Annotated in this window: 13 protein-coding genes and 6 pseudogenes; 12 read left to right on the top strand and 7 right to left on the bottom strand. The window is 68.9% G+C overall.

The genetic code is table 11. From position 1 onward, the window contains the following. The first annotated feature begins 7 nt into the window (after positions 1-7). The 5 genes and pseudogenes from ACWCQS_RS40190 to ACWCQS_RS40170 all read left to right on the top strand — a co-directional run bounded on the left by ACWCQS_RS40190 (position 8) and on the right by ACWCQS_RS40170 (position 4,062). Positions 8-580, top strand: a complete 573-nt coding sequence (locus ACWCQS_RS40190; RefSeq protein ID WP_451009078.1) for a hypothetical protein — start codon at positions 8-10, stop codon at positions 578-580. A gap of 773 nt (positions 581-1,353) precedes the next feature. Continuing rightward, on the top strand, positions 1,354-1,812 hold the full coding sequence (locus tag ACWCQS_RS40185; protein WP_451009077.1) for a hypothetical protein: 459 nt from the start codon (positions 1,354-1,356) through the stop codon (positions 1,810-1,812). A gap of 372 nt (positions 1,813-2,184) precedes the next feature. Further along, entirely contained in the window at positions 2,185-2,901 is a 717-nt protein-coding gene (locus ACWCQS_RS40180) for a hypothetical protein (protein WP_451009076.1), read from the top strand. A gap of 82 nt (positions 2,902-2,983) precedes the next feature. Next, positions 2,984-3,225, top strand: a pseudogene (locus tag ACWCQS_RS40175) (Dyp-type peroxidase domain-containing protein); the annotation flags it as partial. A gap of 147 nt (positions 3,226-3,372) precedes the next feature. After that, positions 3,373-4,062, top strand: coding sequence for an HAD family hydrolase (locus tag ACWCQS_RS40170; protein WP_451009075.1), 690 nt, complete (start codon positions 3,373-3,375; stop codon positions 4,060-4,062). An 83-nt stretch (positions 4,063-4,145) separates the two neighbouring features. On the opposite strand, the gene ACWCQS_RS40165 is transcribed toward ACWCQS_RS40170, so the two are convergent. The 3 genes from ACWCQS_RS40165 to ACWCQS_RS40155 all read right to left on the bottom strand — a co-directional run bounded on the left by ACWCQS_RS40165 (position 4,146) and on the right by ACWCQS_RS40155 (position 6,242). Beyond that, the gene (locus ACWCQS_RS40165; protein WP_451009074.1) at positions 4,146-4,598 is read right to left on the bottom strand and encodes an NUDIX hydrolase; all 453 of its coding nucleotides are present in this window, start codon (positions 4,596-4,598) and stop codon (positions 4,146-4,148) included. Further along, positions 4,595-4,900: a hypothetical protein gene (locus tag ACWCQS_RS40160; RefSeq protein ID WP_451009073.1), complete on the bottom strand. Its 306-nt coding sequence runs from the start codon at positions 4,898-4,900 to the stop codon at positions 4,595-4,597. Before ACWCQS_RS40160 ends, ACWCQS_RS40165 begins: the two co-directional genes overlap by 4 nt. Positions 4,901-5,375: 475 nt before the next feature. Next, entirely contained in the window at positions 5,376-6,242 is an 867-nt protein-coding gene (locus tag ACWCQS_RS40155; protein WP_451009072.1) for a helix-turn-helix domain-containing protein, read from the bottom strand. Between the two features lie 189 nt (positions 6,243-6,431). Here ACWCQS_RS40155 and ACWCQS_RS40150 point away from each other — a divergent pair, with 189 nt between their 5' ends. The 6 genes and pseudogenes from ACWCQS_RS40150 (at position 6,432) to ACWCQS_RS40125 (ending at position 10,795) form a co-directional block, all read left to right on the top strand. After that, positions 6,432-7,193 (top strand): SDR family oxidoreductase, encoded by a 762-nt coding sequence (locus tag ACWCQS_RS40150; protein WP_451009071.1) that lies wholly within the window; start codon positions 6,432-6,434, stop codon positions 7,191-7,193. A 731-nt stretch (positions 7,194-7,924) separates the two neighbouring features. Next, positions 7,925-8,515, top strand: a complete 591-nt coding sequence (locus tag ACWCQS_RS40145) for an MSMEG_1061 family FMN-dependent PPOX-type flavoprotein (RefSeq protein ID WP_451009133.1) — start codon at positions 7,925-7,927, stop codon at positions 8,513-8,515. 128 nt (positions 8,516-8,643) lie between these two features. Next, on the top strand, positions 8,644-8,952 hold the full coding sequence (locus tag ACWCQS_RS40140) for a 2Fe-2S iron-sulfur cluster-binding protein (RefSeq protein ID WP_451009070.1): 309 nt from the start codon (positions 8,644-8,646) through the stop codon (positions 8,950-8,952). Between the two features lie 30 nt (positions 8,953-8,982). Next, a pseudogene (locus tag ACWCQS_RS40135) lies at positions 8,983-10,197 on the top strand (cytochrome P450). 183 nt (positions 10,198-10,380) lie between these two features. Beyond that, positions 10,381-10,491, top strand: a pseudogene (locus ACWCQS_RS40130) (aldo/keto reductase); the annotation flags it as partial. A gap of 76 nt (positions 10,492-10,567) precedes the next feature. Continuing rightward, the gene (locus ACWCQS_RS40125) at positions 10,568-10,795 is read left to right on the top strand and encodes an aldo/keto reductase (RefSeq protein WP_451009069.1); all 228 of its coding nucleotides are present in this window, start codon (positions 10,568-10,570) and stop codon (positions 10,793-10,795) included. On the opposite strand, the pseudogene ACWCQS_RS40120 reads toward ACWCQS_RS40125, so the two are convergent. From ACWCQS_RS40120 to ACWCQS_RS40105, 4 genes and pseudogenes are all read right to left on the bottom strand, one after another. Beyond that, positions 10,754-11,241 (bottom strand): annotated as a pseudogene (locus ACWCQS_RS40120) (IS3 family transposase); the annotation flags it as partial. The gene ACWCQS_RS40125 and the pseudogene ACWCQS_RS40120 sit on opposite strands and share 42 nt — an antisense overlap. Positions 11,242-11,283: 42 nt before the next feature. Next, positions 11,284-11,484 (bottom strand): annotated as a pseudogene (locus ACWCQS_RS40115) (transposase); the annotation flags it as partial. 126 nt (positions 11,485-11,610) lie between these two features. Continuing rightward, on the bottom strand, positions 11,611-12,204 hold the full coding sequence (locus ACWCQS_RS40110; RefSeq protein ID WP_451009132.1) for a nitric oxide synthase oxygenase: 594 nt from the start codon (positions 12,202-12,204) through the stop codon (positions 11,611-11,613). A 26-nt stretch (positions 12,205-12,230) separates the two neighbouring features. Next, positions 12,231-12,545: pseudogene (locus ACWCQS_RS40105) on the bottom strand (redoxin domain-containing protein); the annotation flags it as partial. Positions 12,546-13,188: 643 nt separating this feature from the next. Between ACWCQS_RS40105 and ACWCQS_RS40100 the strand changes: the two are divergent. After that, positions 13,189-14,106: a LysR family transcriptional regulator gene (locus tag ACWCQS_RS40100; protein WP_451009068.1), complete on the top strand. Its 918-nt coding sequence runs from the start codon at positions 13,189-13,191 to the stop codon at positions 14,104-14,106. Positions 14,107-14,128: the final 22 nt, after the last annotated feature.

Below are 14,128 nucleotides of genomic sequence, written 5' to 3'. Positions count from 1 at the left end.
ACGACTGATGGCCGGACCCACCGGTCGCGGCGGCTCCCTGGGCGCCGCCCTCAACGACCTCCTGCGCTCCCAGGTCACCCCCCGCCACCGGCTGTCCTCGTACACCGCCAAACACTGGCAAGCCCAGCTCTCCCAGCTGACCGGAACCCGCCGCGGCTACCAGGCCCTAGAGGACGCCGGCCTCGGCGTGACGACCCACACCCTGATCAACTGGCTGTCCGATCCCGAGTACAACGTCCGCAGCAGCTACCGCGACATCATCCACACCGCCTATGAGAACGCCGCCATCGTCCCCGCTGAGCCGATTCCCGACCACGTCAAGGACGGCCAGTTCGAGATCAGCGGCCTCGTCAAGACGGGCGACGACGAACGCGAGCGCGGCAACCGGCGGGCCGCCTCGCTGCGCATCGACGGCAGCCGCGGTGACTGGGCCGCAATCGGTGAACTCTGGTTGGCCGGCGAACTCGCCGACGACGACTTCGAGGACCACTTCATCGACGACGTCATCGTGGCGGACATCGGCGAAGGTACCGACGGATGGGAGTTCCCCGGCGCCTCGTACTCAGTCGAACTCAGGTGACAGCCGCTGAGCAGTTGATTTTAAGACGGTCGGCCGCTACCGCGACGGCAACCTGGACCATCTCCTCGCCAGCGCCCGGGACCGCCGCCCGGAGAAGTTGGACTCCCTCAAGCCCTAGCTGCAACAGCAGTACGCCGCCGGCGTCACCAGCGGCCAGACACTGTTCCAGCAGATCTGCGAGTGCGGCTTCCGCGGCGGCTACTCCACCTCACCCCGCATCGATCATGCGGCACCGCGAGCGCCTTAGCGCCGGGGAGACCGGGCATCTCGACCAGGCCCGCCATGCCTGCCCGGACATCGCGCGGATCTGCGACTTAGCCCGAGTCTTCACGGACATGGTCCGCAACCGACGAGGCGAGCTGCTGCCCGCCTGGATCCGCCAGGCCGAACAGTCTGGCCTCGCCCCGGTAGCCAGTTCGCGGCTTTCCTGCGCCAGGACCTCGACGCGGTTCCCGCCGGCCTTACCCACGAGTGGAGTTCCGGCGTCGTCGAGGGCCACGTCAACCGCGTGGAAACGATCAAGAGAGCCATGTACGGACGCGCCTCCTTCCAGCTCCTGCGGATACGCGTCCTCACCCGCTCGTAAGGCCCTCGGCCCACGTGATCGCGAAACGCTCTGGCTGGGTCATAGTCTTCAGCCGATGACTGAGAGGTTGGCCGCCCTGCACGGCCCTTCCTGACTGACCTCATCCGCTGGGGTCGACCGTCGAGCTGGCCTTTCCTGGCCGTCCGGGCTCGGCTTCAACCGTGCGGCACCTGCTGAGGTTCTCCTCATGCTCCTGGATGTCGGCGAGACCGCCTTTCTGCACCGCGAGGATCTGTCCGACGAAGTCGTAGATGCCGCAGTCGTCCACCCGAATCGCCAGGTTCGCGCCGGCGCAGCAGAGATCTGTCGTCTGTCGCCCAGCCAGTGGGAACGGCTCATCGCAGCCACCCCTGAGCCGGATCCGCGCGAGCAGCTCGTGGAACTCGCCGAGGAACGCCTGGAGGCACGGCGACTGTCACGCGGCGCCCGAGGCATCGGACGCGCGCCTCGCCCCGATGCCGGACAGCCCACTACCCCCGATGAGATCGCGGCGATGGCTGCTCAGGTTTCCGACATCGACCCTCAGGAATCGACGATGGCCCTGTGGTGGATCGGTAACCGGGCCTCGCAGGCCCGGTTCCAATGCAGGTCGTGCGGCGTCGTTGCGATTGGTTCACTGCAGCCTCCGTTGTGGTGCATGAGTTGATGTGCCGTGCAACAGCGCAAGGGAACTCCATGGGCTTCAGTGGCCGACGTGCCAAGGCCGTTCCTCCGGCGTCCCGGACCGAGGTGCGCCTCAAGGAAAGATCCATCCGCGATGGTGTGGGCGGACCTTCCATGGCCGGGTCGGCGCCTGCTGCGGGTCTCCCGTATTCGTACCGGGTGCCGCGGCAGCGACCAGCCCGCTCTCCCGCCAGCCGCGCTTGAGCGGTTCCCGACCAGCTGGCCGTTCTCTGATGTGAGCATATACTCGTAATGAGGGGTTGGCTGATCCGGTCCGGTGTGTCGCCTCGGCAACCAAGGTGTACGGACCGGTCGGTACATCCTGAAACATCCACAAGGCAAGGAGAAGTCCGCCATGAGTGATCTCGTCACCCGCGTCATCGAGGCGCACGGCGGCCTGGACCGCTACAACCGGTTCAGCTCGGCGACCGTGCATCACCGGGTCGGAGGTTCGCTGTGGAGGCTGAAGGGGCAGGAGGGGATATTGAGCCACGTGGCTGTACGGCTCGACCTCCACCAGCAGCACGCCAGCCACTACCCTTTCACCGCGCCCAACCTGCGGACGTCCTTCACCGCGCAGCGGGTGGCCGTGGAGACCGTCGTCGGAGAGGTGACGGCCGAGCGCACCGACCCTCGCGCATCTTTCCCGAGCGACGTGCACGATCCCTGGGACGTGCTCCACGTGGCCTACTTCGCCGGGGAGGCCATGTGGACCTATCTGACGTCGCCGTTCACCTTCGCCTCTCCCGGTTTCGAGGCCGTGGAAATCTCCCCGGTCACGGAGGAGGGGGAGACCTGGAGGCGCCTGAAGGTCACTTTCCCTGACCACATCGCGACGCATTGCCCCGAGCAGGTCTTCTACTTCGACTCCGACGGGCTGCTGCGCAGGCACGACTACACGCCCGAGGTCATCGGCGCCGGGCCCGCCGCGCACTACGCCTCCGACTACAAGGAGTTCGACGGGATCATGGTCCCGACCCGGCGGCGCGTCCACCGGCGGCGGGAGGACGGCACGGTGGACCGGGACGTGGAACTCGTCACGATCGATGTCGAGAGTGTCCTGTTCATCTGACGGGTAGTCGAACCCCGGCGACCTCCGTGCTCGTTCGTGGGGAAACCCGGTAACCGGGCCCGGACAGCGAGGACGACGCCCCCAGGCCAACGGCCACCTCATCGCCTTCGCCCTGACGGCGGGCGCGGGCCACTCGAGGCCGCCGCCCTGTTGCGCCGCTGGTCGGCCGCCGTCGAACGGCTGATGGCCGGCAGGGCCACCCCGCACGACGACACCGACGTCCCCCGGGACGTTGGCCCCTCCTCGCTGACCCTGACCCTCGGCTTCGAGAACAGTTGCTTCTCCCGTACGGGGCCGGAGAAGCAGCGCCCCTCCACAGGTGATGGCGATTCTTGAAATCGACCAGCGTAGATCTTGTTCCTCAGTTGATTCGGACATCAAGGATCTGAGGGCGTGGCGGATCGCTCGGGTTGCAGATCTTGATCGTCTTGGGCTTGCGACCGGCTCGTCGGCGCGGTCAGGATCGGCGACATGATCAAGGGTGTGATGTTCGACTTCTCCGGGACCCTCTTCCGGATCGAATCGGCCGCGCAGTGGCTGCGCGCGGTGGCAACGAATGCCGGTCTGGCCGTGCCCGAGGGTGAACTCGACGCGTGCGCCAGCCGGCTGGAGGAGTTCGGGGCTCAGCCCGGAGGGGTTCCTCCGCGCAAAGTGCCGCCCCATCTGGAGGGACTGTGGCGGGAGCGCGATCTGACCGCCGAACGACACCGGGCTGCCTTCACAGCCCTCACCAGGGAGGCGAAGCTGCCGTCGGCTGACCTGGCCGAGGCCCTGTATGAACGTTCCCAAGTGTCCGGGGCATGGCAGCCGTATCCCGACACCGAGGAAACCCTCCGCTCCCTGCACGGGCGAGGCATCCCGGTCGCTGTCGTCAGCAACATCGGCTGGGACATGCGCCCCGTCTTCCGCGACCACGGCGTCGATGACCTCGTGGACGCCTACTTCCTCTCCTTCGAGTGCGGGGTGAAGAAGCCCGATCCCCGGATCTTCCAGATGGCGTGCGACAAGCTCGGAGTGGCGCCAGCAGATGCACTCATGGTGGGAGACGAGCCCGTTGCGGACGTCGGCGCTGCCGCGCTGGGGTGCCAGGTTCACCTGGTCGATCCCTTGCCCGTTGACCAGCGTCCCGGCGCACTGACCGAGGTGCTCCAACTCCTTTGACGTGGCCGGACGGGTCCGACTTTCGGCGCGATGCTGAGGACCCGGGCGACCGAAGGCCGTCGGGCCCTGGTGATCGGTGAAGGTCAGTCGTGGTCGGCCGCGTAGTAGGTGCGGAGGACCGGGTTGATCCCGGGGACGAGGTCGCTGATGGCGATGTTGTCGATCCAGCGGTGCGGGATCTGGCCGTCGCGGCAGATGCCGTCGGGTTGGCCGGTGCTGATCGCGAAGACGAAGGTGCGGGTGGCCAAGTCGTCGGTGTCGATGGCGCCGAGGAAACGGGTGATCTCGGCGTCCGAGTAGCCGAAGCCCTTCGCGAGGATGCGGTGCAGGCCGTCGACGGCGGTCTCCCCGGGCAGGACCGGGCCGGTCGGAAGCCTCCAGGCTCGCGTCATGTTCGGCTCCGGGGAGCCGACTTGGGCGAGTAGGAACCTGCCGTGCTGCTCGATCAGTGCCGCGGCGGTGAGGTCGGTGATGCCGTCGCTGTGGCTGCGGGTGACCAGTTCCTCGACTTGGTGGAGCACGAACGGGTCAGTCACGGGGTTCTCCGCAGCGGGATGATGTCGGTGCCGTGGTGGGGCGTGGTCGGCCGGGCGGCCTCTGGGGTCGCCAGCAGCGCCACGATTGTGATCGGCTGCTGGCAGTGCGGGCAGTTCCGGGCCGCGGTCGGCTCCAGGGGGTCGCGGACCTGGGCGGGCTGCCGCGAGGTGGGGCGGGCCGGTGGCGGCGGGAGCTCGATCCGGGCCGGCAGCGCGGGTGGCGGCGCCTGGCCGACACGGCGGGCCCGTTCCTCGTCCAGGGCCTGGTCGCGGCGGTGCTCAGCCGCGCGTCGGCAGACCATCGAGCAGTAGACGGTGCGGACCGTCTTCCCGACCGGGAAGTGGTTGTCGCAGATGGGGCAGGTGCGGGTCTCGGTCTTGGCGGCGCGGGAGGCGGTGCGGCACTCGGCCGAGCAGTAGATTCGCTTGCGACTGTGGTCAGTGGTGAATGTCTCGCCGCAGTGTAGGCAGATCCGCTGCTTGGGCAGGTGGGCGGAGCCTCGTCTTCCGCAAAGGCGAGACCGCGTGGAATGCGGGGCGTGAGTCACGCGTCCCGGTCGCCTCACCGTAGGCGGCTCGGATGCGGGAGGTCACGCGGCAGCCAGCCGCGCCCTACCTGCAAGCCCGGTCCTTCAGGACCGGGTCAAGTTGACAATAGTCGCGCAGCCCCGCACCTGGGACGACGTACGCACGGCCGACCCGGCACCGTAGGAACGGAGATGCGGTCGGCAACCAGGTCGGCAGGCGACTTCGGCCAGGAGCTGCTTTGGCGAGAGATCACGGCCTCCGACGCCGACCCTCGGATCGAACGTGCGCTGTGCCGGCGGACTCGGTGTGTGAGAGTGCGGCGAGGAGCCGCAGTTTCTCGTCGCTGTCGCTGTCCTTGTCAGGGTAGTAGACGACGAGGATGACGTCGTCGATGGGGAGTTTGTCGCGGTGCAGGCGTAGTTCACCGACGACGGGGTGCTGGAGCGTGGCGGTGCCTCCGTCGAGACTGCGGACGTCGTGGCGGGCCCACAGGGTACGGAACCGCTGGCTGGACAGTGCGAGTTCTCCGACGAGTTCGACGAACCGGGGGTTGTCGGCGTCGTCCCCGATGGTGGTGCGAAGGGCGGCGATGAAATCGGCTGTGGCCTTCGTCCAGTCCTGGTGGAAGGCTTGTTCCTCGGGATCGAGGAGGAGAGAACGAAGCCGGTTCTGGCCGGGCCGCAGGCGGGGGGAGAGCGCGACCGCCATGGGGTTGGAGGCCAGGACATCGAACGCGCGCCCTTCGACGAACGCGGGGATCTGAAGGTGGGCGAGCAGCTCATGCACCCGCGCCGGTACGTGCTCGGGCCGCTTGCGGCGCGGCGCCGTGGGGCGTGCCGCCGCGAGGCCGAGCAGATACGTCCGCTCGATGTCGTCGAGCTGCAGGACGCGCGCGAGTGATTCCAGTACCTGCGGTGAGGGGTTCTTGTCACGGCCCCGTTCCAGGCGCAGGTAGTAGTCGGGACTGATCCCGGCGAGCAGGGCGACTTCCTCACGGCGCAGGCCGGGCACGCGGCGGTTGCCGCCGGGCGGGAGTCCTGCTTGCGCCGGGGAGACCAGCTCACGCCGGGCACGTAGGTAGCTGCCGAGCCGGTTGCCGGATTCCTCATCCTTCATACCGACACCGTAATGCGGTGCGCGTGTCCCAGAGGGGGCCCTGGCAGGACCAGGGAAGACGGGGGCCCTGCCACACCCAGCGAATGCCGTCAAGACTTCGGTAGCACTGTTTTGAAAGTGACAGAGAACATCACTGTCTGCGCCGCAGGCCTGAACGCCGTCGGCGCCCTGGACTGAAGGGAAGATCTCGTGGATCTCTCCAACCGCACCGTTCTCATCGTCGGCGGAACCTCGGGTATCGGGCGAGAGCTGGCCCGCCGGTTCGCCGCAGCGGGCAGCACCGTGGCCGTTGGCGGCCGCAGCCCAGAGGCACTCTCGGAACTCGCCGAAGAAGGCTTCGACCCGATCAGCATCGACGTCACCGACAGTGTCTCCGTCGCAGCTGCCCGTGACGTTGTGCTCGCCCGGTACCCGGAGCTGGACACCGTGGTGACCATGTCGGGCGTCATGCTCCTGGAGGACTTGCGCGACCCCGCGCACTTTGAGGCGGCAGCAACGACGATCGACACCAACCTGCTCGGCACCATCCGGGTCATCGACGCCTTCACCCCCCACCTGGTCCGGCGGGGAGCGGGCACCTTCATCACCGTCACCTCCGGAATCGCCTTTCTGCCCTTCCCGCCCATGCCCAGCTACGCCGCCTCGAAGGCCGCGGTGCACGCCTACTCCGAGGCACTGCGCGCGCAGCTCGACGGCACCGGTGTCGGCGTCGTCGAGCTCGTCCCCCCGGCCGTCGCCACAGCAGGCCAGGAAAAGGTGAACCCGCACGCGCTACCGCTCGACGACTTCGCCACCGAGGTCATGCAACTGCTCTCAGAGGACCCCACGCCTCACGAGGTCCTCGTGAAAGGCGTCCTCGTGCACCGCTGGGCCGAGCGCGACGGCACCTACGACGACCTCGTCGCCCAGCGCTCCCAGGCCCTGGCCATGCTCCCCAGCCGCGAAGGCTGACGCCCTTCCCGCAGGCGGCCTCGCTCATCGCCCCCGGGTGGCCAACGAGCAGCCACGCATCCTGGCCACGAACCCCGCCCACGCACGGCCCCGCCCTGCCAGGCGGCGAGGTGTCATCGACGCTACGTCCATCGCCTCCACCTCGAATAGCGGGCTGACCCGCGATTGATCTCGGGGCGTGTCGGCCTGCGGGTTCGGCTGAGTCGTGGTTCAGCAGGCCTTGATGCGAACATGCCCCAGCTCGGTGCTGCGTTTGTGCCGGGTGGGCCGCTCTGCGGCGCCGTCGGAGACCAAAGCGGCGATGGCGAGGCGAGTCTCTCCATAGGCCTCGCGGCCGCCTGTGCACCGCAGGAGCAGGCGCCACTGCCGGACTTCGGCGTTGGCGTGCTCGACACAGATCCGGGGGGAAAGCCGGCGGCGTTTCATCTCGCGCCAGCCGCCCGCTCGGTGCGGGCCCGTCCCTCGGGGCCTTTCCTACCGACGGTCGCCCTCGCGTCGCCCATGACGCCCGGACGGGCTCACAGCCCGCCAATCAGCGCGGCGCGAGTTCAGCGATCAACTCGCCCAGATGTTGGCGCGACAGTCCGCGGAAAGCAGGATGAGACATGGCCCCGCAACCACCGACCAATATCAATCGTTGGTCGGCCCATTAGGGTCATGGGCATGACGACACCCCTTGCCGCAGTGCCTTCGACTCGCTCCGCCTCGACGCCGTGCCCGACGAGCAGGCGTTGCGCCGGGTCTACGATCTCCCCAGCGACGCGGCCGTGCGCAAGCAGATGACCGAACTCACCGAGCAGACACGGCGGTTGATCGGCTGCTCATCGCTGGTCCTGGTCGCCGGCGCGGATGCCGAGGGCAACGGTGACGTCTCCCCGCGCGGCGGCCCCGCCGGGTTCGTCACCGTCCTGGACGCACGGACGGTGGCGATACCGGACGCGACCGGCAACAAGCGTCTGGACACCCTGCAGAACGTCGTCGCCACCGGACGGGCCGGGCTGCTGTTCGTCATTCCCGGGCGCACCACGACGCTCAGGGTGAACGATCGGGCCTGCGTCTCCACCCGTCCGGAACTGCTGTCGCAGCTGACCGCCGTGGGCAAGCCGCCGGCCAGTGCGCTGGTGCTGGGGATCGAGGAGGTCTACCCGCACTGCCCCAAGTCGCTCCTGCGCAGCGGGGCCTGGAAGCCGGAGCAGTGGCTGCCGGCGGACGCCCAGCCGACCTCGGCCGAGGTGACGCTGGCCCAGCTGCGGATGCCAGAGCTGACGATCGCCGACATCGAGCAGGCGGAGGCGGATTCACTCAAGTACCGGTACGAGTAGCGGGCAGACCCTGCGACCGCCGAACCACCAGCATGGATCCCCAGATCAGCGGGCCTCGAGATCAATGACTGGTGTCCGGGCCCGCGCCCATCTCCGGCAGGAGCGCGGCGAGTGCGGCGTGCAGCACCATGACCGGCGCGGCTGGCCGAGTCGGGGGTGCATTCCGGTGGGGCACCGATGAGGGGGGTCCGCCAGAAATCCGAGGAGCCGCGCGTACGTGCATCCGGGGCGCCCGGAGCGGGGCGGTGCGCCGGGCCGGCGCGGAGGTACTGTCCTCGTGCGAGCAGGGCACGTGCGGTACCTGCCTCACCCCGGTGCTGGAGGGACAGCCCGACCATCGGGACTCGGTGCTGGCGGACCACGAACGGGCGGCGAACGACTGCATGTTCGTGTGCGTGTCGCGATCCCGCGGCGACCGCCTAGTCCTCGACCTCTGACACCTCATCACTTTCTTGAAGGAGCCCGCGATGACCGAGGCACTGGAGCGTGCCGTCATGCCTCCCGTCAGTGACGTCGGCCCGTTCGCCCACGAGGTCCTGCTGGACCCCGAGCCCCTGCACCAAGCCTTGCGCGAGGCCGGCCCGGTCGTGTACCTGCCGCGCTACGGCGTCCATGCGCTGGCCCGCTACGAGCAGGTGCACGCCGCGCTCGTCGACTGGCAGCACTTCGAGTCGGGTTCCGGGGTGGGCCTGGCCAACTTCCGCCACGAGAAGCCGTGGCGCCCGCCGAGCCTGCTGCTGGAGGCCGACCCGCCCCTGCACGACGCCCCGCGCCGCGTGCTGCGGGACATCCTCGCTCCGCCCGCCCTGCGCCGCCTGCGCACGGCTTGGCGAGCGACGGCCGAGGAACTCGTCAACCAAGTGCTCGATGAAAGTGCCGAGTTCGACGGCTACTCCTCCCTCGCGGAGGCGTTCCCGCTGCGCGCGTTCCCGGATGCCGTCGGCCTCGGCCCGGACGGCCGGGAACACCTGCTGTCGTACGGCAACATGGCGTTCAATGCCTTCGGCCCCCGCAACGACCTCGTCACAGCGGACGCCGACCGGATGGCCGGGCTCTCCGCATGGGTCAACGCCCAGTGCCAACGGGACGCACTGAGCGATGACGGCTTCGGAGCCGCCATCTGGGCCGCCGCAGACCGTGGGGATCTGTCCCACGAACAGGCGCCGTTGGTGGTGCGTTCCCTGCTCACCGCGGGCATCGACACCACGGTGCACGGCCTGGCGGCCTGCCTGTACGCCTTCGCCACCCACCCGGAGGAGTGGCGACGGCTCAGGGAGCGGCCAGAGCTGGCCCGGGTCGCCTTCGACGAGGCGGTCCGCTGGCAGTCGCCGGTGCAGACGTTCTTCCGTACCGCCACCGCCGACGTCACCATCGCCGGCACGGTCATCCCCAAGGACACGAAGATCCTCATGTTCCTGGGCGCGGCCAACCGCGACCCGGACCGCTAGGACGTCCCGGACCGCTTCGACCTCAGCCGTGACCCCTCCGGCCATGTCGGCTTCGGCATGGGCATCCACCAGTGCATCGGCCAGCACGTCGCCCGCCTGGAGGCGGAGGCCCTGCTGACCGCCCTGGCCCGCCGCGTCGAGCGGATCGACCTCGGCGGCACACCGCGCCGCCACCCCAACAACACCCTGCGCTCATGGGCGTCCCTGCCCCTGCGCGTCCATCCGGCCGCCTGATCGGTCGGCTCCTAGGAAAGTGAGGGAACTCCGTCATGCCCCAGCAGGTACGAGGCGTCGTCGCGCGGGCGAAGGGCGAGCCGGTCGTGCACCAGGGCAAGGTCCACTACATCGGCTCCTCGTCCTACTTCGGCTCCCAGATAGGCCCAATGGACCTCCCGAGAGCGGCGTCTGGAGCGGTTCGTGACCGAGCAGCCGCCGTACTCGATCCTGGTCCGCGGTATCGAGGAGGACGTCCTTCCCACCGTGCGCCGCCACGGCATGGGCACCCTGACCTACAGCCCCCTGGCCGGCGGGTGGCTCTCGGGCCGTTACCGCAAGAACAACACCTCCGGCCCCGCCTCCGCGGCCCGCCCCGCAGCCGGTCGACATGACCAGCCCCGCCAACCAGCGCAAGCTCGACGCCGTCGAACAGCTGGCGTTTTTAGCGGAGAAGGCCGGCCTCACCCTGATCGAGCTGGCCGTCGCCTTCGTCATCGATCACCCGGGTGTCACCTCGGCGATTACCGGACCACGCACCATGGAGCAGCTGGAGGCGTTCCTGCCCGCCGCCGAGGTTGGCAGTGAAGTCCCGCTGGAACAGGTCCGGAAACTGTGAGGCTGTCAGGTCCGGGACGGTGGTGCGGACGCGTCTGCGCAGGCGGATGCCGGTGATGGAGAACGTCCGCATCACCCGGGCAATCCGCTTCTCGTTGACCCGCAGTCCCTTCTCCCGGAGCTCGGCGGTTACCCGTGGGGAGCCGTAGGCGCCGCCGGACTCGCCGTGGACCTCGCGGATCCTCGCCGCCAGGAGCCGGTCCTCGCGTAGTCGTGCCGCCCTGGCCTGTCTTCCGGCGCGCCACTTGTAGTAGCTGGACCGGTTCAAGTCCAGGACCGCGCAGAGCCGCTTCACCTCGTAGGTGTCCCGGTGGTCGTCAACGAACTGGAAGCGGCTCATCACCAGTTCGTCTCCCCGGCGAAATACTTGGCCGCCTTGCGGAGTATGTCCCGCTCGGTAGCCAGCTTCCGCTCACTCGCCTCGAGCTCTGCCACCCGGGCTTCCAGCTGCCGGATTCGCTCGTCCGGGTCGGTGGCCGGCGCCGCCTGGCCGGTCCGGGCCGGAGCCTTGCCGCCCGCCGGCGGGGCGGCCGGGGCGACGCCGCGGCGGTCGCGGTCCCGCAGCACCCACTCACGCAGGGTGGCCCGGTTGATGCCCAGGTCGGCGGCGATGCTCTTGTAGGTCGCCCCGGGTGTGGACTCGAACAGGGCCACGGCATCGGCCTTGAACTCGTCCGAGTAGTCCTTCATCGCCATCGGCGGTGTTCTCGCTTCCTCCGGATCAAGCAGATCCAGTATCAGCGTGTCCACCACTCAGGGGGAGGCCCCAGGCACCTACTAGGCACACGGCGCCATTTGCCCAGATCAAATGCCCTCTCAGGCCGCGCCGTAAGGGCACCCCTGCGGCACCTCTGCGGTCCGGTGCACGAAGGCCGGCCGCAGGTCGGGATCCTCGGGGTCGTAGTAGCGGTGGAACACCGCGGTCGCCCCTCCGGACAGGGGCGGGACGATCCAGCTCCAGTCGGTCGGCACCAGGCGCCCGTGCCGCCTCTCGCGGTCCACGTGCGCGAGGAACCGCCGCGACTCCGTGTGGTGGTCGGCCATGCTCACCCCCGCCTGCTCGTAGGAATGCAGGACCGCCAGGTTGAGCTCGACCAGGGCGCGGTCGCGCCACAGGGTGCGCTCGTTGCGGGTGTCGAGGCCGAACAGCTTGGCGATGGCGGGCAGCAGGTTGTAGCGGTCGGTGTCGGCGAGGTTGCGCGAGCCGATCTCGGTGCCCATGCACCAGGTGCGGTGACGCTCGATCATGCCCGCGCTGGTCAACTGGGCCAGCCGGTCGGAGAGGACCTTGTCCGAGAGGGTGGGCAGGGCGGCGGGCAGTTCCGAGTACCTGGCCTGGCCGCGGCGCAGGAATTCGCGGAGCACCAGGGGCGTCCATCGGCTGGCCAGCGTGGCGAGGGTGATGTCCACGGGGCAGTGCGGCTGGTGGCCTGCTGTCACCTCTCTGCCAGCGAGTCGACGAGCGCCAAGGCGTCGTCGACGGAACCCGCCGGGTCATTGATCGGGTACAGCACACCGCGCACCGTGCGGGAGGAGTCGAGGACAAGGGTGAGCCGCTTGAGCCGGTCCACGCCTGCTGCGCGGAAGGTGGGCAGCCGCAGCGCCGCGGCCATCTGCAGGTCGGCGTCGGACAGGAGCGGGAACGCGATCCGCGCGTGCTCTGCGAAGGCGGCGAGCTGGTCGGAACGCTGCGTGCTGACTCCGTGCACCCTCACGTCCCGCTCCGCGAAGGCCGCCATCCGGTCGCGATAGACGTCGCCGCGATGTCCGGAGTCAAGAACCGGACGTCCGCCGAGGACAGCGGGCAGCCCCATCACCACTGCAGCGCACGGAATGATTCCGCCACAGCGGCAATCTCCCTAAAGGTAGCCTGCTGCCGACTGGTGTCCTGCTTCGCGCCCTGTCGCATGCCACTGCTGGTGGACGCTGCTCTGCGGCAGATACTGTCGTTGAAGGACGACGAGGTCATATCGCTCGACGATGGGTAGGGAGCGGCAAATGGACGCCTCGGACCAACTGGTGGCTACACCGTCGGCTCTTTTGACTCTGGACGGTGTCATCCGCTCCCTCAACACCGCGATGGCTACTCAACTGGGCAGGCCGTGGGAACAGTGCGGCGGCGGGCGGTGGACGAGGCCGTCCCGCTGATCGACGCGATGTCCAGGTAGAAGATTCTGCTCAAGGGGGCGTGCCGGCGACGTTGAGGTATCCACCACGAGCGTGTCGTACTCGCGGGGCGGCTCGGTGGTGAGCTTGTGTATCGCGTCCCGGCGCAGGTTCGCCGTGCGGTAACGGAGCCGGTTGCGGGTCTCGTCGGATCGCCTTCTGGCGGTCGATGCGTCCGCATGTCGTGGGCGAGATCGTCCCGTGACCAGGGCTGATTAGTCTGCGGACATGCTCAACACGCACCGCCTGCACGTTCTGGCCGAGATCGATCGGTCGGGGAGTATTGCGGGGGCCGCGCGCCAGCTCCGGCTGTCGCCCTCCGCCGTGTCCCACCAGCTGGCTCAGCTGGAGAAGGACGTGGGCGTGAGCCTTGTCGAACGCGGTGCGCAGAGCCTCCGCCTTACGCCGGCCGGCCGGCGGTTGTCGCTGCGTGGTCAGGAGGTGCTCGCGCTGCTCGACGCCGCCGAGAAGGATCTCCTGGCCCAGGCCCGGGCCGACTCGGGTCATCTACGGATCGGGTTCTTCGCCTCCGCCGGCCACCGGTTGCTGCCAGCGGCGCTGTCGCGGTTCTCCGGACGCTACCCGACCGTCGAGATCGACCTCGTCGAGGGGCAGCCGCACGAGCTGGCCGATAGTGTGCAGCAGGGCGCCATCGACGCGCTGCTCGCCTTCGACTACCCACTCGATCCATGGGCGCCGCCGGACGGGGTCCAGCTCCGGGAACTGCTCCACGAGCCGCTGTACCTGGTGGTGCCGGCCGGGCATCCGGCGGGGCGGCGCGCCCAGGTCCGGCTTCAGGAGCTGGCCGGGGAGCAGTGGATCACCTCGTTCGGGACCGGGGCGCCCGTGCTCTCGGTGCTTGAGCGCGCCTGCGCGCTGGAGGGATTCGTTCCGAACATCCGCTGCCGCAGCGACCATTACGAGGTGATCCTCGGCCTGGTCCGGGCCGGCATGGGGATCGCATTGGTGCCCAGTCTGGGCATCAATGACACTCCGGGGTTGCAGACGACACGGCTGTCGGGGCAGCGGATGTACCGGAAGGTCTCCGTCGCCTTCCGGCCTGGCAACCCGAATCCGCTGCTGAACACCTTCCTCGCCTACCTGGCCAGTGCCGCGTCCAACCTGCTGACTGTGGCCAAGCGCTAGCGGTGCGAGGCGCGCCTTCGCG

The organism is Streptomyces sp. NPDC002076 (assembly GCF_053593835.1).
The sequence above is the reverse complement of the archived record's forward strand: the minus strand, read 5'-3'. Positions and strand labels throughout refer to the sequence as shown.